The sequence below is a fragment of the Rossellomorea oryzaecorticis genome, from assembly GCF_038405515.1.
Classification (GTDB): Bacteria; Bacillota; Bacilli; order Bacillales; family Bacillaceae_B; genus Rossellomorea; species Rossellomorea oryzaecorticis_A.
The window spans coordinates 15085-35415 of record NZ_JBBYAF010000014.1; the positions used below are offsets into that span (position 1 = coordinate 15085).

Annotated in this window: 23 protein-coding genes; 2 read left to right on the forward strand and 21 right to left on the reverse strand. The window is 43.2% G+C overall.

Going from position 1 to position 20331, the window contains the following annotated elements:
* Positions 1–107: 107 nt before the first annotated feature.
* From lysA to AAEO50_RS08990, 17 genes are all read right to left on the reverse strand, one after another.
* Positions 108–1412 (reverse strand): diaminopimelate decarboxylase, encoded by a 1305-nt coding sequence (gene lysA / locus AAEO50_RS08910; RefSeq protein ID WP_341982782.1) that lies wholly within the window; start codon positions 1410–1412, stop codon positions 108–110.
* Positions 1413–1816: 404 nt separating this feature from the next.
* Entirely contained in the window at positions 1817–3292 is a 1476-nt protein-coding gene (locus AAEO50_RS08915) for a spore germination protein (RefSeq protein ID WP_341982649.1), read from the reverse strand.
* A complete protein-coding gene (locus AAEO50_RS08920; protein WP_341982651.1) occupies positions 3285–3854 on the reverse strand; it encodes a stage V sporulation protein AE in 570 nt (189 codons plus the stop codon). Before AAEO50_RS08920 ends, AAEO50_RS08915 begins: the two co-directional genes overlap by 8 nt.
* 24 nt (positions 3855–3878) lie before the next feature.
* Positions 3879–4301, reverse strand: a complete 423-nt coding sequence (locus AAEO50_RS08925) for a stage V sporulation protein AB (protein WP_341982653.1) — start codon at positions 4299–4301, stop codon at positions 3879–3881.
* On the reverse strand, positions 4291–4911 hold the full coding sequence (locus AAEO50_RS08930; RefSeq protein WP_341982655.1) for a stage V sporulation protein AA: 621 nt from the start codon (positions 4909–4911) through the stop codon (positions 4291–4293). The genes AAEO50_RS08925 and AAEO50_RS08930 overlap by 11 nt, the downstream gene beginning before the upstream one ends.
* Before the next feature lie 159 nt (positions 4912–5070).
* Positions 5071–5832 carry an RNA polymerase sporulation sigma factor SigF gene (gene sigF / locus AAEO50_RS08935; protein ID WP_341982657.1) on the reverse strand — a complete coding sequence of 254 codons (762 nt, stop codon included), beginning with the start codon at positions 5830–5832 and terminating at the stop codon, positions 5071–5073.
* Positions 5833–5844: 12 nt separating this feature from the next.
* A complete protein-coding gene (spoIIAB, locus tag AAEO50_RS08940; RefSeq protein WP_341982659.1) occupies positions 5845–6288 on the reverse strand; it encodes an anti-sigma F factor in 444 nt (147 codons plus the stop codon).
* Positions 6289–6290: 2 nt separating this feature from the next.
* The gene (spoIIAA, locus tag AAEO50_RS08945; RefSeq protein WP_172251397.1) at positions 6291–6641 is read right to left on the reverse strand and encodes an anti-sigma F factor antagonist; all 351 of its coding nucleotides are present in this window, start codon (positions 6639–6641) and stop codon (positions 6291–6293) included.
* Between the two features lie 117 nt (positions 6642–6758).
* Positions 6759–7925 (reverse strand): D-alanyl-D-alanine carboxypeptidase family protein, encoded by a 1167-nt coding sequence (locus AAEO50_RS08950; protein WP_341982663.1) that lies wholly within the window; start codon positions 7923–7925, stop codon positions 6759–6761.
* Between the two features lie 219 nt (positions 7926–8144).
* Positions 8145–9449 (reverse strand): pyrimidine-nucleoside phosphorylase, encoded by a 1305-nt coding sequence (locus AAEO50_RS08955; protein WP_341982665.1) that lies wholly within the window; start codon positions 9447–9449, stop codon positions 8145–8147.
* A gap of 59 nt (positions 9450–9508) precedes the next feature.
* Positions 9509–10324 carry a purine-nucleoside phosphorylase gene (locus AAEO50_RS08960; protein WP_341982784.1) on the reverse strand — a complete coding sequence of 272 codons (816 nt, stop codon included), beginning with the start codon at positions 10322–10324 and terminating at the stop codon, positions 9509–9511.
* 123 nt (positions 10325–10447) lie between these two features.
* Entirely contained in the window at positions 10448–11632 is a 1185-nt protein-coding gene (gene deoB / locus AAEO50_RS08965; protein ID WP_341982667.1) for a phosphopentomutase, read from the reverse strand.
* A gap of 250 nt (positions 11633–11882) precedes the next feature.
* Positions 11883–12776, reverse strand: coding sequence for a site-specific tyrosine recombinase XerD (gene xerD, locus AAEO50_RS08970; protein ID WP_341982669.1), 894 nt, complete (start codon positions 12774–12776; stop codon positions 11883–11885).
* Between the two features lie 6 nt (positions 12777–12782).
* Positions 12783–13010, reverse strand: coding sequence for a YqzK family protein (locus tag AAEO50_RS08975; protein WP_341982671.1), 228 nt, complete (start codon positions 13008–13010; stop codon positions 12783–12785).
* 276 nt (positions 13011–13286) lie between these two features.
* Positions 13287–13742, reverse strand: coding sequence for a Fur family transcriptional regulator (locus tag AAEO50_RS08980; protein WP_341982672.1), 456 nt, complete (start codon positions 13740–13742; stop codon positions 13287–13289).
* 109 nt (positions 13743–13851) lie between these two features.
* Positions 13852–14505, reverse strand: coding sequence for a stage II sporulation protein M (spoIIM, locus tag AAEO50_RS08985; protein ID WP_341982674.1), 654 nt, complete (start codon positions 14503–14505; stop codon positions 13852–13854).
* A gap of 543 nt (positions 14506–15048) precedes the next feature.
* Entirely contained in the window at positions 15049–15597 is a 549-nt protein-coding gene (locus tag AAEO50_RS08990; protein ID WP_341982676.1) for an NUDIX hydrolase, read from the reverse strand.
* A gap of 81 nt (positions 15598–15678) precedes the next feature.
* On the opposite strand from AAEO50_RS08990, the gene mciZ reads away from it, so the two are divergent.
* Positions 15679–15804 (forward strand): Z-ring formation inhibitor MciZ, encoded by a 126-nt coding sequence (mciZ, locus tag AAEO50_RS08995; RefSeq protein WP_341982678.1) that lies wholly within the window; start codon positions 15679–15681, stop codon positions 15802–15804.
* Between the two features lie 152 nt (positions 15805–15956).
* Positions 15957–16880: an aldo/keto reductase gene (locus tag AAEO50_RS09000; RefSeq protein WP_341982680.1), complete on the forward strand. Its 924-nt coding sequence runs from the start codon at positions 15957–15959 to the stop codon at positions 16878–16880.
* An 81-nt stretch (positions 16881–16961) separates the two neighbouring features.
* On the opposite strand, the gene AAEO50_RS09005 is transcribed toward AAEO50_RS09000, so the two are convergent.
* The 4 genes from AAEO50_RS09005 to AAEO50_RS09020 form a co-directional block, all read right to left on the reverse strand.
* Positions 16962–17192 (reverse strand): YqkE family protein, encoded by a 231-nt coding sequence (locus tag AAEO50_RS09005; protein WP_341982682.1) that lies wholly within the window; start codon positions 17190–17192, stop codon positions 16962–16964.
* 428 nt (positions 17193–17620) lie between these two features.
* On the reverse strand, positions 17621–18283 hold the full coding sequence (locus AAEO50_RS09010; RefSeq protein WP_341982786.1) for a CoA transferase subunit B: 663 nt from the start codon (positions 18281–18283) through the stop codon (positions 17621–17623).
* 18 nt (positions 18284–18301) lie between these two features.
* Entirely contained in the window at positions 18302–18991 is a 690-nt protein-coding gene (locus AAEO50_RS09015) for a CoA transferase subunit A (protein ID WP_341982684.1), read from the reverse strand.
* Between the two features lie 36 nt (positions 18992–19027).
* Positions 19028–20215, reverse strand: a complete 1188-nt coding sequence (locus tag AAEO50_RS09020; RefSeq protein ID WP_341982687.1) for an acetyl-CoA C-acetyltransferase — start codon at positions 20213–20215, stop codon at positions 19028–19030.
* Positions 20216–20331: the final 116 nt, after the last annotated feature.

Sequence of the window (20331 nt, forward strand, 5' to 3'; positions counted from 1 at the left end):
GCCAAACAATATCTTTAATTAAACCAGTCTAAATTGATGCTCATTATTGAATAAATAAAATAAGCAGTTTGAAAGTAATCGCATCACTTTCAAACTGCTTTTGCTTATTAAGTCAGTAATTGGTCGAGTGTGATCAGGTCGTCGTAGGTTTCGCGGCGTATGACGAGTTTTGACTTGCCATTCTCGGTGAATACGACTGGGGGACGGGGGATGCGGTTGTAGTTGTTTGCCATTGAGTATCCATATGCACCCGTGCAGAATACGGCCAGAATATCTCCCGCTTCAGACTCCGGCAGAGGCAGATCCCAAATGAGCATATCACCTGATTCACAACATTTACCTGCAATGGATACTGTCTCCTGCGGATCTGCACCAGCCTTATTGGCGATGACGGCTTCATATTTGGCACTATATAAAGCCGGACGGATGTTATCACTCATACCGCCATCCACCGCAAGATACTTACGGATATTGGGAACCTCTTTACTTGATCCGATTGTATATAAGCTTGTTCCGGCATCACCAACAAGCGAACGTCCGGGTTCTATCCAGATTTCAGGCATTTCCAGACCAAATCTGGCTGTTTCTCCTTTAACTGCATTAATCATTTCCTTCACGTATTGCCCCGGTGGTATCGGGTCATCCTCTTGTGTATAACGAATGCCAAATCCCCCTCCAAGATTAATGACCCGAGGGATAAATCCATAGGCCGATTTCCACTCTGCAACCTTTTCGATGATTTTCTTTGCAGCAAGGTTGAAGCCTGTGGTTTCAAAGATTTGAGACCCGATGTGACAATGAAGCCCCAATAGATCTATGTACTCTGATTCAAGTGACTGCTTCATGGCTTCTTCTGCCTGGCCATTCTGCAAATCAAATCCGAATTTTGAATCTTCCTGTCCCGTCAAAATATAATCATGCGTGTGGGCTTCAATGCCGGGAGTCACCCTCAATAGCACTTTTACATGCTGCTTCATTTCACCTGTGATTCCAGAAATGAGACGAAGTTCGTGGAAATTATCTACTACGATACAGCCAATATTATTTTTCACGGCCATCAAGAGTTCGTCCCGTGACTTATTATTTCCGTTAAAATGAATTCTTTCTGAAGGGAATTCTGCCTTCAAGGCCGTATACAGCTCCCCGCCCGATACAACATCCAGCGACAATCCTTCTTCCTTCATTAATTGGAAAATCGCAATGCTTGAAAATGCTTTGCTGGCATATGCTACTTCCGCTTTTACACCCAATTCCTGAAACGTCTCTTTAAACCCTCTCGCTCTTTCCCTTATTAAGGCTGTATCATAGACATAAAGGGGGGTGCCGTACTGTTTAACCATATCGATTGTACTGACTCCGCCTATCATTAAATGTCCTTTATCATTTATCACTGCTGTACCATGAAGATGCATGTAACGACTCATTCCCCTCTTTGATCCTATGTTGATTGGACCTGTTAAACACCGCTGTTGATTTCCGTGCAAAACTTCGCTTTCCGCGGGTGACCCGTGAGCCTCCTCGTCGCTGCGCTCCTGCGGGATAGAAAAGCGGAGGGGCTTTGCTCAGAGGCGTGTGGCATAAGGCGAATCGACCACGAAGGCGTTCTTTGCCTTCTTGGTCGGTTTGACTGAGACATGTCCTCTAAGCCCCAGAGCTAGACAGGTCTCACATTGGCCACTTCTCCCGCAGGAGTCTTCGTCTTGCACTCTTGCACTCCAATCAACAGCTAGAGACGGTCTAAATCAATAATATATGTTTTTAACAAGCCCACTAATTAAAAGTAATTTAACACAGATCAAGAGGTGTTGCAATATTCTTAAGATTTAGCCGGCTGCTTATATTTATTGCGCGGCTGTACGATACTCGGACGAATCTTTGCACCCGGCATTGACCGTCTGATGAGAATCTGGACGAACGCTTTCGGACTGAACGGGATCAATGGCCATAAGTACGGTGTATTAAGCGATTTGATATTCGTAATAAACAGGATATAAAGTGTACAGCCGATGACAAGTCCCGGAATATGGAAGAATGCTACAGCTATAAGGAGCAGCAGCCTTGCCATTTTATTGGCCACACTTAATTCATAGCTGGGTGTAGCAAATGTACCGATAGAAGCCACAGCCACGTAAAGGATAACCTCTGGCTGAAACAAGCCGACATCGATGGCTATTTGTCCGATTAATACCGCTGCAATCAAACCCATGGCAGTGGATAGCGGTGTAGGAGTGTGAATGGCGGCTATCCTGAACATCTCCACTCCAATGTCCGCAATGAATAACTGAGCGATGATCGGGATATTCGTCTGTTCGTTCGGCCCGATAAATTCAAGTCCCTTTGGCAGCAATGCCGGGTCAAGAACGAATAAATACCAAAGAGGTAAAAGAAACAGCGACGCCAGCAGCCCCAGAAATCTCGTCCACTTTACAAATGTCCCGACAGCTGGTGACTGCCTGTATTCTTCCGCATGCTGAAGGTGATGAAAGTAAGTAGTGGGAGTGATGATGACACTTGGGGATGTATCAACGAAAATGAGTACATGCCCCTCTAATAAGTGAGTGGCCGCCACATCCGCCCTCTCTGTGTAGCGTACAAGAGGGTATGGGTTATACCCCTGCTTCACAAGGAACTCTTCTACCGTTTTATCCGCCATTGTCAAGCCGTCAATTTTGATGCTCTTGAGCTCTTTTTTGATGACTTCGATCAGACTCGGATTTGCAACGTCATCAATATAAGCAATGGATATATCTGTTTTCGAACGTTCCCCGATGCGGAAGATTTCGAATCTCAGTCTCGGATCCCTGATTCTGCGTCTTGTTAATGCCGTATTTATGATGATATTTTCTACATAACCGTCCCGTGATCCACGAACTACCTTTTCAGTATCCGGTTCCATCGGCTGACGGCCGGGATAACTTCTTACATCAACAATCAACGCTTCTGTATACCCTTCAACCACTACAGCGATCAAGCCTGATAATACTTCATCAACCGCTTCTTCTATTGTATTTACCGGTTCCACCGACTGATGAACCAGCCGGTTATGAACAATATCAAATAAATGTGTGGAGAGGCGCTCATTATCGTTGATGGCAACAAGTTCTTCGACAAGTTCTATGATATACCCTGCATCTGTCAAGCCGTTGATATAGTAGAAATGAACATTTTTCTTAAGAATCTTTAATTTTCTGACGCCAAGGTCGAAGCTTTTATTCAAGCCTACGTTCTTTTGCATATACTCTTCTAAAACAGCCACATCCTTTGGAATGGGCGTTTTTTTGATTTCAGGCATGATAACCGCTCCTTTCTAAGATGATTTCCACCGCTTTTTTTGTAATGGGAGCTCCTTGTGAGTAATCGTCTCTTTTCGCCATTTTTCCTATATCACCAATACCAACAATGACGGGGACGTCCAATTCGTCCAAGCAATAAACGGTGTCCCCATTCATTCTTCCTATTTCAAGCTCAGGTACACCAAACTTGTCTACTCCATAAGGCGTTAATTCTCCAAACTTATCAATACAGACATCCACCCTGGTCCATTCTGCCTGCCGCGTTTTACTCGCAACAGCGATGATACCGAGGACTTCGATGTCTGAGTGATTGGCAACATATTTCAATGCTGTTTCACCCGCGCCTTCACCTATAAATCCACTATCATCAAACATGACAAAGACCGGGTCATTCTTTGCTTTTTTTATGAGTTTCACAATTTCAGGTCCTGGCAGTACAGACGGATTCCCCTTAGAACTTGAGATACAGCGTCCTCCATAATCTTTTGCGACCCTCTCGATTGCTTTTTTCGCGTATTCATCTCCATCTGTTATCAGAACCACTTTTCTTCTTTCACTCATAAAAAAACCCCTGCCTCAAACGATTTATTGATAAACCAGATACAGCCAATGAAAGAGGGAGCCGAATATCTTACCAAATACAATGGCCATGATCAGTATGACAATTTTACCTTCAATTCCAATCCTCTTGGCAAGGATCGGAAAAACATTCAGGACTTCAGTTAATGCAGCTGCCAAAAGTCCGATAAAAATCCCGCTGGCCAAACCGATTGGCACCAGTACAAATGGACTTATATGCATCGTGTAATTATTCAAACTGATAAATCCACCAGTCAGCGCTCCGGTTATTACCGCAATTTCGTAGTAGTGAATCATTTTCATTGTTTTGGTCAATTGAGTAAGCCTTGGAATGATTCCAAGTACTGTTAAGAAAGCTACAAAGCCAGATCCGACCGCCAAACCACCCGCAAACCCTATGAACGTTGTAAGGATTACACTAATTGTCATCTAATCTCTTCATACTTTCTTTATTTTCATGCATAATCACATACTGATCCAAATCCAGCTGGTAATTGAACATTTCTACTTCTAAAGGACTCGGTTCTTCATTCAGTCTCTTACGGAAGATATGATTGAAGAATAAGATCATCCCCAGACCCAGACCAAAGGAATATGGGATTTGAAAAAGCAGCGGATGCGGGTCTTCTTCACCGGTAATGAAATGATAAAGCATCTGATGAACTTGTCTCATACTGACATCTTCGTGAAAATTCATGATTGCCATTGCAGCACCTATAAACAAAAGGAGCCATACACCAATAAATAGTGGCAGAGAGATCTTTTTTTTCTCATAAATCACTTCAATGATACTCTGCACAGGACCAATGGTCTGGATGTCCAAGTAAGGATGATTTACAGAAATCTCTTTGATCACAGTCATTACATCAATGACGATAATGTTTTTATCAGAAGGCGTCACCTGATGGATGTTGATGCGCTTTAAGTCTTCAAGCACACCTTCAGGGGCGATGATTTGCGCTAATTGACCGAGATTGACCAAACTCTCTGATTTAACTTGAACACGATGCCTCAGCCGAATGTACACAATTTCTTCCATGCTGTTCACTTCCTGAAAACATGATTTTTCCCTCGTATCAATAGTATGGATTAACGGAAATAATTTATGTAAGACGTAAATCCGCATACTGAAGCAAAAAAATAACCTTACCCTTTCTATCCCAAAATATTTTTGAGAAAAAAAGATAAGGCTAATATCTTATTCTGTATACATATGTTCCTTCATTGTCTGCAGGATTTTCTTTTCAAGTCTCGATACCTGAACTTGTGATATACCAAGCCGGTCGGCAACTTCTGATTGGGTCTGATCTTTGTAGTACCTTAAGTATACAATCAGCCGCTCTCTGTCATCCAATTCGCGTATCGCTTCTTTTAAGGCAATCTTATCAAACCACTTATGATCCGTATTGTCAGCAATCTGATCCAATAAAGTGATGGGATCTCCATCATTTTCGTAGACCGTTTCATGAATGGATGACGGTGCCCTGCTTGCTTCCTGGGCCATGATGACTTCTTCCACCGAATATTCGAGGTGTTCGGCCAGTTCACTTACAGTCGGCACCCTTCCGAATTTCTTGGAAAGCTCATCTTTCGCTTTCCTGATTTTATTTCCCATTTCTTTTAGGGAACGACTTACCTTAACTGTGCCATCGTCCCTGATGAATCGCTGGATCTCGCCAATGATCATCGGCACAGCATAGGTAGAGAATTTCACATCATAGCTTAAGTCAAACTTATCCACTGATTTCAGCAGCCCGATACAGCCTATTTGAAACAGATCATCGGGTTCATATCCCCGATTAAGAAAGCGCTGAACCACGGACCACACAAGTCTCATATTTTTCTGCACGATGGTATCCCTGGCAGATTGGTCCCCTGCTTGGCTTTTCTTAATGAGTTCCTTTACTTCATGATCTTTCAAAAATGGCTGGGATTTTTCATTTTTCACTTCGACATCCATAGGCACGACTCCTTAATTGCATAGCGCTTTACTATTGGTCAAGTGCTTTTTCAGTCTTACAGTGGTGCCTGTCCCCGGGTGTGATGACACTTCTACCTCGTCCATGAAATTTTCCATTATGGTAAAACCCATTCCTGATCGCTCAAGCTCGGGCTTTGACGTATATAAAGGCTGTCTGGCTTCTTCCACATCTCCAATGCCGATTCCTTCATCCCGAATCGTCATGTCGATAAATCCATCCTCTTCCATTACTACTGAAATATACACAATGCCATTGGGATTGTTTTCATACCCGTGGATGATGGCATTCGTGACAGCTTCAGAAACAACTGTTTTGATTTCCGTCAATTCATCCATTGTCGGATCTAACTGAGCGATAAACGATGCAACAGTGACCCGGGCAAATGACTCATTTTGGCTCAGGGAACTAAATTGAATGTTCATTTCATTTCTCATGTTCAGGCGACCCCCAATCTTTGTAATGCATTTTCTTCGGAAGGTTCAAGACGGATGATCTTAAACAACCCTGACATTTCAAATAATCGGTTGACTGCAGGGGAAATCGCGCAAACCACCATTTCTCCGTGCTTTTGTTTGATTTGCTTATATCGCCCTAAAATGACGCCCAGCCCTGAGCTGTCCATGAAGCCCAGTTCCTCCAAGTTCAGAATGATATGCTTGATATTTTCGCTCTCGATAAGTTTTGAAGATTCTTCTCTTAATTCTTCTGCCGTATGATGATCCAATTCTCCACTCAGACGTATACACAAAACATCTTTTTTCACTTCAAGGTTAATAGCAAGACTCACTATCAGAAAGCCTCCTTCTCTGTCGTATAGTGAGTCATTTCGCTATAATGATGCCGATATCCTTCTCCCTGACAAAACTAGAAGAAATTCGCCATAATGTGTGTTAATTTTTATGGATCAGTTGCCGACTTTAGAAAACATCCCGAATGACCGCTTGTATAACTGCCACCAACTTGCTTCACTTACATCCTGTTTTGCAACAAGATCACTTTCAAGAACTTTTTTTCCATTATTCTTGATCACCAGTGTTCCTACCTTATCGCCTTTTTTAATTGGAGCTTTTAAGTCTTTAGAAAGTGTTACTTTTTGCTCGACCTTATCAAGCTTTTCCCCTTTTTTGGAAAGAATGGAGATTGGCTCGTCCGTTATAGCCTGGACCTTACTTTCTTGCCCTTTGGACACCTTCACCTGAGAAAGCGGATCCCCTTTTTTGAACATAGGTTTCGTTTGATATTGATTGAATGCATAATCAAGCATTTTGGTCACTTCACTGTTCCGCTCTTTCGGAGTGCTGGCTCCGAATACGACTGCAATGACTCTCATATTTCCTTTTTTGGCGGTTGCCGTTAAACAATATTTCGCTTCATTCGTGAAACCGGTTTTTAACCCGTCCACTCCGTCATAAAACCGAACCAGCTTATTCGTATTAACCAGCCAGAATTTATTCTCAGTATTTTCACGCAGGTAAGACTCATAAGTGCCGGTAAACTTGGTGATTTCATTATATTTCAGTAACTCTTTCGCCATCATGCTCATATCATGGGCCGAGCTGTAATGATCCTTGGCAGGCAGGCCGGTCGGATTTTGGAATTGTGTATCCTTCAATCCGATCTCTTCCGCTCTTTTATTCATCTTCCCTACGAATGCTTCTTCACTTCCGGCAATATGTTCAGCCATGGCCACAGATGCATCGTTTGCAGATCCGATCGCAATACCTGTAAGCATCTCCTTGACAGTCATGGATTCCCCCGGCTCAAGGAATATCTGTGACCCCCCCATTGAAGCAGCGTATTCGCTTGTCCGAACCTCGTCATCCCATTTGATTTGACCTTTCTCCAGGGCCTCCATGATCAGAAGCATGGTCATGATTTTCGTCATCGACGCAGGTGCTAATTTCTCATGACTATTCTTTTCATACAGAACTGCTCCTGTATCCCGTTCAATTAATATAGCTGACTTTGCTGCCTCAGCGAGTTGAGACTTATTCTCCTGGGCAAAACCAAGCGAAGGGAATAGAGAAACTATAAGAAAAAATGCTGCCATTATACATATAACACGTTTCATTTAAATGTCCTCCAATCAAAATCTCTCATTTTAATCAATACTTATAGAACCATTTTTTCCATCGAAACCATTTTTATACAATTAAATTGTAAAATTATCTATGTATATATGTTGAAAAACGGAATCATTTCAAAACTTGAATATTCGCGTTATTACCTTAAACAAAAAAGCCTCTGCAAAAGGACGAATCCTTTCACAGAGGGCTTTTAATTCTACTAATTAATTTGTGATTTCAGTATGGATCAACGTCGGTGCATCCACTTTTTCTGAAGAGATCTTGATGCTTTCATATAATTTGTTTTTCACATCTTCAATGTCTTCCTGATTACTGTAAATGGTAGCAAGAGATTCTCCAGCTTTAACTTCATCCCCGATTTTCTTGCGTAGTTCAAGGCCTACTGCCAGGTCGATAACAGAATCCTTCGTTGCTCTTCCCGCGCCAAGCCACATAGCGGCAGTCCCTACTGAATCAGCGATGATTTCTGATACATAGCCATCTTCCTTGGCCCCGAGTTCTACTTTGTACTGAGCTTGAGGCAGCTTGGATGGGTCATCAACGACCGAAGCATCCCCTCCTTGAGACTCAAGGAATACTTTGAAGTTTTCAAGTGCAGAACCGTCTTCAATTGCTTTTTGCAATAATTCTCTTGCTTCTGATAGTGATGAAGCTTTTTCTGCCAGATACACCATATGACTTCCAAGTGTTAAGCATAGTTCAGTTAAATCTTCCGGACCTTTGCCTTTCAAGGTGTCAATCGCTTCTTTCACTTCTAAAGCGTTCCCGATAGCAAATCCAAGCGGCTGGCTCATGTCAGAAATGACTGCCATTGTTTTTCTTCCGACATTATTTCCGATGCTGACCATCGCTTTGGCAAGGTTTTTTGAATCCTCAAGTGTCTTCATGAATGCACCCGCACCCGTCTTGACATCAAGGACAATCGCGTCAGCTCCTGCAGCGATTTTCTTACTCATGATGGAACTTGCAATGAGCGGGATAGAGTTAACAGTCGCTGTTACGTCACGTAATGAGTAGAGCTTTTTATCCGCCGGCGTCAGATTTCCGCTTTGTCCAATAACGGCCAGCTTATTTTTATTGACTAATCGTATGAATTCATCATTTTCGATTTCTACATGAAAACCTTCGACTGCCTCAAGTTTGTCAATGGTCCCGCCGGTATGTCCGAGTCCTCTCCCACTCATTTTAGCGACAGGAACACCTACAGATGCCACTAAAGGTCCAAGCACAAGAGTGGTCGTATCTCCAACACCGCCCGTTGAGTGTTTATCGACTTTAATACCTTCGATTGCCGATAAATCAATTTGATCTCCGGACTCTACCATCGCCATTGTTAAATCAGCACGTTCCCTTTCACTCATATCCTTGAAGAAGATCGCCATCGTCAGGGCACTTACCTGATAATCCGGGATTGATCCATCTGTGTAGCCATCAATGATATATTTGATTTCTTCGGTTGTCAGTTCTTTTCCTTCACGCTTTTTTTCGATTAGATCTACCATTCTCATTTCCATTCACCAACTTCTATAAATTTTAAGCAGCTCCCGTTTTCAGCAAACAGGGACAATCAGATAGACTTAACAATTTCCTTTACATATGACAGGAAGTTAGCACGAACCATTTCAGTTGTTTCGATTACTTCATCATGTGAAAGGGGCTGATCCAATATTCCTGCTGCCATATTTGAAATGCAGGAAATTCCAAGTACTCTAATACCCGCGTGACGGGCAACAATGACTTCTGGAACCGTAGACATCCCTACGGCGTCTCCGCCTAATGTACGGGCAAGCCTTACTTCTGCCGGTGTCTCATATACAGGACCGGTATTCCCTACATATACTCCTTCTTGAATCTTCAGGGAAAGTTCAGCGGCGATATCTCTGGCTTTTTGACGCAGTTCTTTATCATATGCCTGAGACATGTCAGGAAACCTTGGTCCAAGACGGGAATCATTCGCTCCGATTAAAGGGTTTCCTCCCATATTATTAATATGATCGGAAATTAACATCAGATCTCCCGCTTCGAACTTCTCATTCACTCCGCCTGCCGCATTGGTTACGATGAGGACTTCCACTCCAAGTTCTTTCATGACGCGAACCGGGAAAGTTACCTTATCGAAACCATATCCTTCGTAGTAATGGAACCGTCCCTGCATTGCAACGACTTCCTGTCCTGATAATTGTCCGAACACCAGCTGCCCCGCATGACCGGCCACTGTGGATACAGGGAAGTCCGGTATTTCTTTATAAGGGATTTTCACGGCATTTTGTATTTCATCCGCAAGCACACCCAATCCAGATCCCAGGATCAAACCGATCCGGGGTTGCCCTGTGTATTGATTTTTTAAATGATTAGCAGCATTTTGTATATTTTCAAAATTCATCATATTTATTGACTCCCTTTTATTAGACTAAACAGAAAGAGGAGATGAGATGGAGAACCTGCAGTTTCCATTCATCCCTTTTACTGTTTGCTCTTTCGTTATAAACAGCCTATTGTTTTATCATTATTTCAATTGTGATAGAAAGCTCTTTCCGAATTTAGGCATATCTACATTGAAGTTATCCGCTACCGTAGCCCCGATATCTGCAAATGTTTCTCTTACCGGAAGCTCATTTCCTTCGTTGAACCGCTTAGAGTAAGCCAGAAGAGGTACATATTCTCTTGTATGATCGGTTCCGGGTGCTGTCGGATCATTCCCATGATCGGCAGTGATGAGGAGAAGATCATCTTCTGTCATTTTTTCAAAAACTTCCGGAAGACGGGCATCGAATTCTTCAAGCGCTTTTCCATATCCTCCTGGATCTCGGCGGTGGCCGTACAGTGCGTCGAAGTCGACCAGATTCAAGAAGCTGAGACCTGTAAAGGACTCATCGAACGTCTTTATGAATCCATCCATCCCGTCCATATTATGTTTCGTGCGAATCGATTTCGTTACACCTTCACCATTATAGATATCCGAAATCTTCCCGATTGCAATGACATCGAACCCGGCATCCTTCAATTCGTTCATTACTGTGCGGTTAAATGGCTTCAATGCATAGTCATGGCGGTTGGATGTACGCTTAAAGCTTCCCGGCTCTCCTGTAAACGGACGGGCAATGACACGTCCGACGAGGAATTCTTCATCCATTGTAATTTCTCGTGCAATTTCGCATATTTTGTACTGTTCTTCGATTGGTATAACGTCTTCATGTGCTGCTATTTGCAGAACAGGATCTGCGGATGTGTAGACAATCAGCGCCCCTGTTTCCATATGCTCTTTTCCTAGCTCTTCAATGATGGCCGTGCCGCTTGCAGGTTTGTTTCCAATCACCGTTCTGCCGGTTTCCGCCTCAAGCTTTTGAATCAATTTCTCAGGAAAGCCATCGGGATACGTCTTAAATGGAGTATCTATATGAAGTCCCATGATCTCCCAATGACCTGTCATTGTATCTTTCCCGACAGACGACTCCTGCATTTTCGTGAAATAAGCGAGTGGAGAAGCTGCTTTTTCCACTCCTTTTACTTCCTTGATATTTGAGAGTCCTAATTTTGCCATGTTCGGCATTTTCAAGCCATTCATATGGTCAGCGATATGTCCAAGAGTGTCTGTACCTTCATCGTTAAACAGTTTAGCATCTGGAGCTTCCCCGATACCAACTGAATCCATTACAATCAAGTGAACTCTTTTATATGTATAGTTACTCATTCAAAATCCTCCTATTATTGCTGCTAAATTTGCACTCTCCTGTTAAACCTCTATTAGAAAACGGTTCAGGCCGCTCAAAAAAACGGTTACATTTTGAGTCCTTAAACGTATGTTACCCCCATCCCTGACGAATCAATCGAACAAGATTCACGTCAGAAGTCTGACATCTATATTTTACTTTTCCCTTTCAAAAAAAACAAGAGAGAACCCCTTAAAGTTTAATTGAATTCTTTAAGAAGTCTCTCTTTCATTACGCTCTGGGATGAAACTTTGAATAAACGTCTTTCAATCGGGTTTTGCTAACATGTGTATAAATTTGAGTGGTAGATATATCTGCATGGCCGAGCATTTCCTGAACGGCCCTCAAATCGGCTCCATTTTCCAATAAATGCGTGGCAAAAGAATGCCTCAATGTATGAGGGGTCAAGTCTTTTTCAATATTGGCTTTTTTAGCAAGCGCCTTCAGGTTCTTCCAAAAGCCCTGCCTTGTCAACCCTTTACCGTGGTGGTTTAAAAACAGATGATCATCCTTATGCTTTTTCGACCTCAATTTCAGCCTGGCATCTTCCAGGTATTTTTCCAGCACTGTCATGGCAGTCTTTCCAATGGGAATGATTCGTTCCTTATTCCCTTTTCCGATACAGCGTACAAACCCCATTGTAAGATGGACATCCTCCAATTTAAGAGAAATGAGCTCACTCACACGGATGCCGGTTGCATAGAGGATCTCGAGCATCGCTTTGTCCCTCATCCCCAAAGGTGTTGACTCCTCCGGAGCGTCAAGCAGAGCTTCCACTTCTTCAATGCTTAATATCCTCGGTAAATTCCTCTCGGTCTTAGGTGTTTCAATATGGACAGTTGGATCTTGGTCGGTACTCTTTTCCCTGAGGAGAAACTGGTGAAATGATCGGATCGATGCCACATGTCTGGCAACGGTTTTAGTGGATTTCCCCTGATCCTTCAGATAGCCCAAAAATTGGACGATATTCACTCTTGTCACCTCATTGAGTGTTGAAATCTCTTCTACGTTGGTTAGATACAGAGCATAGTTCCTTAAGTCCCGCTGATAGGATTCGATGGTATTCTTTGCGAGTCCTTTCTCCACAATCAAAAAATGCATATAATCTTTAATTTCGTCTTTCAAATTGCATTACTCCCCGTTCATATAAAAAAATAATAATCGGTCGTACCAATGGCTTTCTTCATCTGCGACCGACGAAAACACTTTAACCGCGGCTCCCTCTGGTTCATCGTATTTGTGATAACCTTCATATTCTTCGCTTATCCATATGATTCCATAATAAAATAATATCGTCGATCCGGTAAATAAAATAAATACTTTCATGGTCTGCCAGACCATTCCAAGTCCTTTTTTCATAGGGTTGTCCTCCATGTTTAATTGATATTTCCACAGTCCATCACTCTATATTACAAGCTATGACGTTTTTGGACTGTTTTATACCAAGGGGACATAATTTTTTATCATTTTGGGCTGTTAAATACCGCAGTTGATTTCCGTGCAAGACTTCGCTCTCCATGGGCGGCCTGTGAACGCCCTTAGCTACTGCGTTTGATTAAAAAAAGCCCTTAAAGATATGTATATAATCGTTTCAGAATGAAACAATAACCAGCTTCTTCAGGGCTTTTCCATTTACTATTCAGATTCTTCCTCTTTATCCTGACATCTTGAACAGATGCCGTGAAAGGTTAATCGGTGATCTTTAATTTTAAATTTCCAATCTCTCTCCACAATCTTTTCCACGTCTTCAAGCAAGTCATCCTGGATTTCATCTACCGCTCCGCATTCAATACATACTAAATGATGATGGAAGTGGGCGGCTCCTTCTTGACGGAGGTCGTATCGGGATACACCATCCCCAAAATTGATTTTATCCACGATTTTCAATTCAGAAAGCAACTCGAGTGTACGGTACACAGTTGCAAGGCCAATTTCAGGAGATTTTTCCTTAACGAGGAGGTATACATCTTCGGCACTCAGGTGATCTTCCTCATGCTCTAACAGCACGCGTACAGTAGCTTCACGCTGCGGAGTCAATTTATAGCTGGCGGAATGAAGCAGCTTCTTGATTCGTTCTATACGACTTTCCATAGTCCTTCCCTCCCTCGTCAATGTCTATATTATTATATCAAAAAGGGAGGAATAAGCAAAATAAAATTATTATAATGAAGAAACTGAAATCATTCTTACTTAATATTAATTATTTGATTCTGGAAATGACAGCTTCCATTAAATTGGGAGAAAGATATGCTTCTATACTGGCTGCAATCGTCACTATCCCCACTGCAATGACGAAGAAAATGACATACCTCGACAGGAAGGGGATAATTTGAAATTGCATGGATGCACTGTGACGGACAAAAATTTTCCGTATGAGAGTCAGGGAAAAGCTCGCGCTGACCACTCCGATGAATATGAAAGCCGGAACAATGATGATGTTTTGCGGCAGGACACTGACAAAAGACAGCAGAAAGCCGCTCCATTCCATTTGATTCACCAGGAAGCCGACAGAAAAGCCGACTACGACCCCCTTCATGAAAATCAGCACAAAAATCAGCGGGAGTCCAATGATTGATATACCCAATATCCAAATCAGGCCAAGATATTTCACATTATGAAGGAAGCTTTGTCTGAACAGTTCTTCTGCCGATGTGATTCTTCCCCCTTCAATTTCAGTGAAAAACTTACTCAAATAAAAATATAAATCTTCTTTTTGAGCAAAAGATAATGAATTCACGACGATTGCCCCAAAGATGATTCCCATTAAAAACAGTGTAATGATAAATAAGTATATTGAGGAATGTGCTTGTACATGTTGAATGAGTGGGTTTGAATTTGATTGTTTTTTACGCATCACAACGCTCCTCCCAGATATCGGTTACTAGAATATATGCAGGAGGGGACAAGTTTATGCTTTCGATAATTTATCAGTCTAGTATAAAACGCCTGGGACAAAACTAAAAAAACACTGCCTAAAGACGAACATTTTAGTTTAGCCTCTAATCACCGCTAATGATTTCCGTGCAAGACTTCGCTTTCCGCGGGTAACCCGTGAGCCTCCTCGGAGCTGCGCTCCTGCGGGGTCTCACTTGTCTAGCTGCAGGGCTTAGAGGCACATGTCATAAGCCAAACCGACCAAGAAGGCAAAGAGCGCATTCGTGGCCGATTCGTCTTCTGCCACCCGCCTCTGAGCAAAGCCCTTCCGCTTTTCTAATAAGCTACTCTTCCCGCAGGAGTCTTCGTCTTGCACTACAATCAACCGCTGGAACAAGCTAAAACTTAACGCACGTTTGTACAAAACAATAAAAAACCCGAGCTAATTTACCTCTCTGAAGGCAATTTAGTTCGGGTTTTACTTAGACTAAAATACTTTTGTCCCAGCCTCTTTCTTCAGTCTTTATCTATTAAATTGCTGAAGTTGGAGATACTGTACGGCATAGGCGGTTTTTGCATCATAGATTTTTTTCTCTTTCAGCAGCCCTAAAGCCTCTTCCACCGTCACCTCTAAAAGGTCTACAAACTCGTCTTCATCGAGTTCTCTTGCTTCTTCTATACGTGTAATATTTTTGGCGATGTATAGATGTACAAGTTCATCTGCAAACCCAGGCGATGTGTAGAAGGAAATTAGGTGCTCGAGCTCTTCACACCCATACCCTGTCTCTTCTTCGAGCTCCCTGGCAGCCGTGATGATCGGTTCTTCGCCTGGTTCAAGCTTACCGGCAGGAATCTCAATGATTGATTTTTCAAGTGCCTTACGATATTGCTCCACCATCACGATCTTGCCTTCCGGTGTCAAAGCGATAACCGCCACGGCCCCCGGATGTTTGATCAGCTCTCTTTTTGATGTCTTACCATTCGGAAGCTCCACTTCATCAACTTGCAGATCAATGATTTTCCCTTGATAAATCATTTCACTATTAAGGGTCTTTTCTTCAAATTTTTTCACTATTCAACTCTCCTTGTTCTCTCATTCACTTTATCTTCATACATTTTACCATACTTAATAGAAGGAATGAGGTGACCCCTTTTGCAGGTTATCGTAGAGAAAAACCGAGTCATTCTAGCCGGGAAAGCTTGGGAAGTCAGGGCTAAGCTGAAAGAATACAGTAAGAGATATGAGACCGTCAAGGAGTGGACAGAAAGAAAGGCGTAAGGGAACTGCTCAAAAAATTTGCTGCATATGGCGGACCAACTTCGATGGCCTTGTAAAAAACAACCATCACAATAATCGTATCTTTTGTTTAACCGTCCCGGCTTTCGTTAAAATAATAGGTAATGAATGATTGAATGGAAAGGACGGTTACAATGGATAAAAGACAAATTGGCAGCTCTGACCTGTATGTTTCAAAAATGGGACTTGGTTGTATGTCCCTGGGTACCGATGAGAAACAGGCGAAAGAAATCGTTCAAACTGCATTGGAAAACGGCATCAATTATTTTGATACAGCTGATTTATATGATTTCGGCAGGAACGAAGAAATAGTCGGCAATGCGCTGAAGGAAGTGCGGGACGACGTTATCATCGCGACGAAAGTTGGAAACCGCTGGAATGACGTTAGTGAGGGCTGGCGGTGGGATCCATCAAAGGAATATATAAAATCAGCAGTAAAGGACAGCCTTTCAAGACTTAAAGTGGAGTACATCGACTACTATCAGCTTCACGGCGGAACGATTGAAGATAACTTTGAAGAAAGTATCGAGGCATTTGAAGAGCTGAAAGAAGAAGGCTATATCCGTTATTATGGGATCTCTTCGATACGTCCGAATGTGATTAAGAAAGTATTGTCTCAATCATCCATTCAAAGCGTGATGATGCAGTACAGCCTTTTAGACCGCCGTCCTGAGGAATGGATGGAACTCTTGGATGACCACCGCGTGAGCATCATTGCACGCGGACCCCTCGCGAAAGGGCTTCTCTCCGAAAAAATGCTGTCGAAGGCTTCAGATAAAATAAAAGAAAATGGATACTTGGATTATTCATATCCAGAGCTTGAAGAAGTCTTGCGCTCGATCCGTGAAAAAGCTGCGGATAACCGAAGCATGAATGAACTTGCCCTTCAGTATGACCTGGCTCATAGTTCAGTGGCATCAGTCATTCCCGGAGCGAGTTCGCCACGGCAGCTGAAGGAGAACATCGAAGCCGTTAATGGTCCTCCTTTGTCCGCAGAAGAGGTTGAAGTAGTGACTCGATTGACGAAGCTTTCGCGATATCAACAGCACCGGGACTAGAAATATGCTGAGCTGCGCGTTCAACTTACACAGAAATAGCTGCAGGGCTCATTCCCTGCAGCTATTTCTTTATATAAAATTTCATTTCTTATAATTCTCCCAATTCATATCACTTTCATTCAACAATTCTTCAAAGGATTTATTCTTCTCTCTTTGTTTTCTTTCCTCTGCTTTCTGCTGACGTTCTTCTTCTTTTTTCACTGCTTCCACTTTTTCCAGCTCTTTCTTCTTATTCTTCAGTTGTTCGAACAGATCGGCATTTATAGAGTTCTTTAATGTCAATTCTGCTTCTTGTTTCTTTTTTTTGGACATTTTGAATCCCCCTGACTATGCAATTTTAGATTTATTATCTCATCACCGCTGTTGATTTCCGTGCAGGACTTCGCTTTCCGCGGGTGACCCGTGAGCCTCCTCGGCTTCGCCTGCGGGAAGAAAAGCGGAGGAGCTTTGCTCAGAGGCGGGTGGCATAAGGCGAATTGTCCACGAAGGCGTTCTTTGCCTTCTTGGACAATTTGACTTATGACATGTGCCTCTAAGCCCTGGAACTGGACAGGCCTCAAATTGGCCACTTCTCCCGCAGGAGTCTCCGTCCTGCACTCCAATCAACAGCTGGAAAGGTTTATTAACCACCATAACTTGATTAAAATTCCCAAAAAACAATTGCACTACTAGAAATATAGCATGATGAAATAAAAAAAACATCCGGGAGGTATTGCTTTCCCGGATGGTTCGTTGATTGATTAGTATGCTTCGAGTTTTACGTCTTCTGCGACTTTTAGTTTGGCGGCTGTTGAGGATTGGATATCTTCCACTGTGAAACCGTTCGCTACCTCGCGAAGAAGCAAGCCATCCTCTGTTACATCCATGACGGCACGGTCGGTGATGATCCGGTCGACCACCCCTTGTCCTGTAAGAGGCAGCGTGCACTCTTTAAGGATTTTGCTTTCACCGGCCTTGTTCACGTGTTCCATGATGACGATGATCCTTTGGGCACCATGGACCAGATCCATCGCTCCGCCCATACCTTTGATCATTTTCCCAGGGATCATCCAGTTGGCAAGATCACCGTTTTGGGCTACTTCCATTCCGCCCAGGATGGCGATATTGATATGGCCTCCCCTGATCATCCCAAAGGATTCCGCACTGTTAAAGTAAGAGGAGCCTGGAATGGCAGTGACCGTTTCTTTCCCTGCATTGATCAAATCAGCATCCAATTCTTCTTCTGTCGGATAAGGACCGATACCGAGCAGTCCGTTCTCAGACTGGAGTACAACCTGTTTATTCTCTGTGATATAGTTGGCGACCAAAGTGGGCATCCCAATTCCTAAGTTCACATAAAAACCATCTTGAATTTCCTTTTCCGCTCTTCTGGCAATCTTTTCACGCATCTTTGCACGATCCATCACTTTCCACTCTCCCTTCTAGGCTTTGACTGTTCTTCTTTCAATACGTTTCTCCTGCTCTGCCTGAACCAATCGTTGAACATAGATGCTTGGAGTGTGTACTTCATTCGGGTTGATGTCTCCTATCCCCACTATTTCTTCCGCTTCAGCAATGGTTACTTTCCCTGCGGCAGCTATCATCGGATTGAAGTTCTGCGCCGTTTTGTTGTATACCAAGTTCCCCATTTTATCTGCTTTCCAGGCTCTGACAAGCGAGAAATCAGCTGTATATGCTTCTTCCAAAAGATATTCTTTTCCATTGAAGGTACGTGTTTCTTTTCCTTCCGCAACCGGTGTCCCGACTCCTGCGGGCGTATAGAATGCCGGGATGCCGGCTCCTCCTGCACGAATCTTTTCCGCCAATGTTCCTTGAGGAACCAGTTCCACTTCAAGCTCTCCTGACAGCACCTGTCTTTCAAACTCTTTGTTTTCACCTACATAAGAGCCGATCATTTTATCAATCTGCTTGTTTTTCAGTAATAATCCCAGTCCCCAGTCATCCACACCGCAGTTGTTAGAGATGACAGTGAGGTTTTTGACGCCTTTTTCAACCAGGGCAAGAATCAATTTCTCCGGGATTCCGCAAAGGCCGAATCCGCCTACCATAAGCGTGGCACCGTCATGTATATCCGCCACCGCTTCACTGTATGAAGTATAAACTTGTTTCATTGTATTCCCTCCTCAGTTCTTATTCAGCCAGACTTCTTATTGATGCAGCTCTACGACTGTCGCCACTCCCTGGCCTCCGCCGATACATAAAGTAGCCAAACCATGCTGTACCTGTCTTTTCTTCATTTCATGGATAAGGGTAACCAGGATCCTTGTTCCACTTGCTCCTATCGGATGCCCCAAAGCGATGGCTCCTCCATTTACATTGAGAGCATCCCGTTTGAAGCTAAGTTCTTTATCGACAGCCAGGGATTGAGCCGCAAACGCTTCATTGGCTTCGATCAACTGCATGTCCTCGATCGTCAGCTTTGTTTTTTCCAGCACTTTTTTAACAGCCGCTACAGGACCAATCCCCATTACACTAGGGTCGACCCCGGCATTTGCATTCCCTTTAATCGTGACAAGGGGAGTTATGCCAAGTTCTTCTGCTTTTTTCTTTGACATGACCACAACAGCAGCTGCTCCGTCGTTGATCCCGGAAGCATTTCCGGCTGTCACGCTTCCATCCTTTTTGAATGCGGCACGAAGTCCGGATAATTTTTCTGCAGTTGAACCCTTGCGTGGAAATTCATCCTGGCTGAACTCAACCGGATCACCTTTACGCTGAGGGATATGTACAGGGACAATCTCATCATTAAATCTGCCTGACTCGATGGCAGCACTTGCTTTCTCCTGACTCCACGCTGCAAACTCATCCTGTTCTTCACGGGATAAGGAATAGCGGTCACACAGGTTTTCAGCTGTCACTCCCATATGGTAATCATTGAAAGCACACCATAAGCCATCGGAAATCATGCTGTCCACTACCTTTTGATCTCCCATTTTGAATCCATTCCTTGCCCCTTTTAACAAATATGGGGCCTGGCTCATGTTTTCCATTCCGCCTGCCACTATAATATCGGCATCTCCCGCAAGTATAGCCTGAGTTGCCAAATGTACGGTTTTCAATCCGGATCCACATACTTTATTAATCGTCATAGCAGGTACGCTCTCGGGTAATCCTGCCTTTATGGATGCCTGCCTTGCAGGGTTTTGACCTAATCCGGCCTGCAGGACATTCCCCATGATGACTTCATCGACATCTTCTTTTTTCAGTCCGGCCTTTTCCAGGGCATCTTTAATGACGATCGCTCCAAGCTCAGGTGCTGAAACATCCTTCAATGAGCCGTTAAAGCTTCCAATCGCTGTACGTACAGCGCTTACGATTACAACTTCATTCGACATTTCTCTTCCTCCCATTCCATTCTGACTGATTTGCATGAATTTCCACCCTTTAGAGAATAGGCAAAAATATCTCCACTTTAACCTTTTCTATGTAAACGCTTCATTTTCCTTTCTCT

What these genes read in the sequence shown, in the direction of transcription:
- lysA (WP_341982782.1), bottom strand. Translation starts at nt 1,412, where the DNA reads ATGCATCTTCATGGTACAGCAGTGATAAATGATAAAGGACATTTAATG.
- AAEO50_RS08915 (WP_341982649.1), bottom strand. Translation starts at nt 3,292, where the DNA reads ATGCCTGAAATCAAAAAAACGCCCATTCCAAAGGATGTGGCTGTTTTA.
- AAEO50_RS08920 (WP_341982651.1), bottom strand. Translation starts at nt 3,854, where the DNA reads ATGAGTGAAAGAAGAAAAGTGGTTCTGATAACAGATGGAGATGAATAC.
- AAEO50_RS08925 (WP_341982653.1), bottom strand. Translation starts at nt 4,301, where the DNA reads ATGACAATTAGTGTAATCCTTACAACGTTCATAGGGTTTGCGGGTGGT.
- AAEO50_RS08930 (WP_341982655.1), bottom strand. Translation starts at nt 4,911, where the DNA reads ATGGAAGAAATTGTGTACATTCGGCTGAGGCATCGTGTTCAAGTTAAA.
- sigF (WP_341982657.1), bottom strand. Translation starts at nt 5,832, where the DNA reads ATGGATGTCGAAGTGAAAAATGAAAAATCCCAGCCATTTTTGAAAGAT.
- spoIIAB (WP_341982659.1), bottom strand. Translation starts at nt 6,288, where the DNA reads ATGAGAAATGAAATGAACATTCAATTTAGTTCCCTGAGCCAAAATGAG.
- AAEO50_RS08950 (WP_341982663.1), bottom strand. Translation starts at nt 7,925, where the DNA reads ATGAAACGTGTTATATGTATAATGGCAGCATTTTTTCTTATAGTTTCT.
- AAEO50_RS08955 (WP_341982665.1), bottom strand. Translation starts at nt 9,449, where the DNA reads ATGAGAATGGTAGATCTAATCGAAAAAAAGCGTGAAGGAAAAGAACTG.
- AAEO50_RS08960 (WP_341982784.1), bottom strand. Translation starts at nt 10,324, where the DNA reads ATGAATTTTGAAAATATACAAAATGCTGCTAATCATTTAAAAAATCAA.
- deoB (WP_341982667.1), bottom strand. Translation starts at nt 11,632, where the DNA reads ATGAGTAACTATACATATAAAAGAGTTCACTTGATTGTAATGGATTCA.
- AAEO50_RS08975 (WP_341982671.1), bottom strand. Translation starts at nt 13,010, where the DNA reads ATGAAAAAAGGACTTGGAATGGTCTGGCAGACCATGAAAGTATTTATT.
- AAEO50_RS08980 (WP_341982672.1), bottom strand. Translation starts at nt 13,742, where the DNA reads ATGGAAAGTCGTATAGAACGAATCAAGAAGCTGCTTCATTCCGCCAGC.
- spoIIM (WP_341982674.1), bottom strand. Translation starts at nt 14,505, where the DNA reads ATGCGTAAAAAACAATCAAATTCAAACCCACTCATTCAACATGTACAA.
- AAEO50_RS09000 (WP_341982680.1), top strand. Translation starts at nt 15,957, where the DNA reads ATGGATAAAAGACAAATTGGCAGCTCTGACCTGTATGTTTCAAAAATG.
- AAEO50_RS09005 (WP_341982682.1), bottom strand. Translation starts at nt 17,192, where the DNA reads ATGTCCAAAAAAAAGAAACAAGAAGCAGAATTGACATTAAAGAACTCT.
- AAEO50_RS09010 (WP_341982786.1), bottom strand. Translation starts at nt 18,283, where the DNA reads ATGGATCGTGCAAAGATGCGTGAAAAGATTGCCAGAAGAGCGGAAAAG.
- AAEO50_RS09015 (WP_341982684.1), bottom strand. Translation starts at nt 18,991, where the DNA reads ATGAAACAAGTTTATACTTCATACAGTGAAGCGGTGGCGGATATACAT.
- AAEO50_RS09020 (WP_341982687.1), bottom strand. Translation starts at nt 20,215, where the DNA reads ATGTCGAATGAAGTTGTAATCGTAAGCGCTGTACGTACAGCGATTGGA.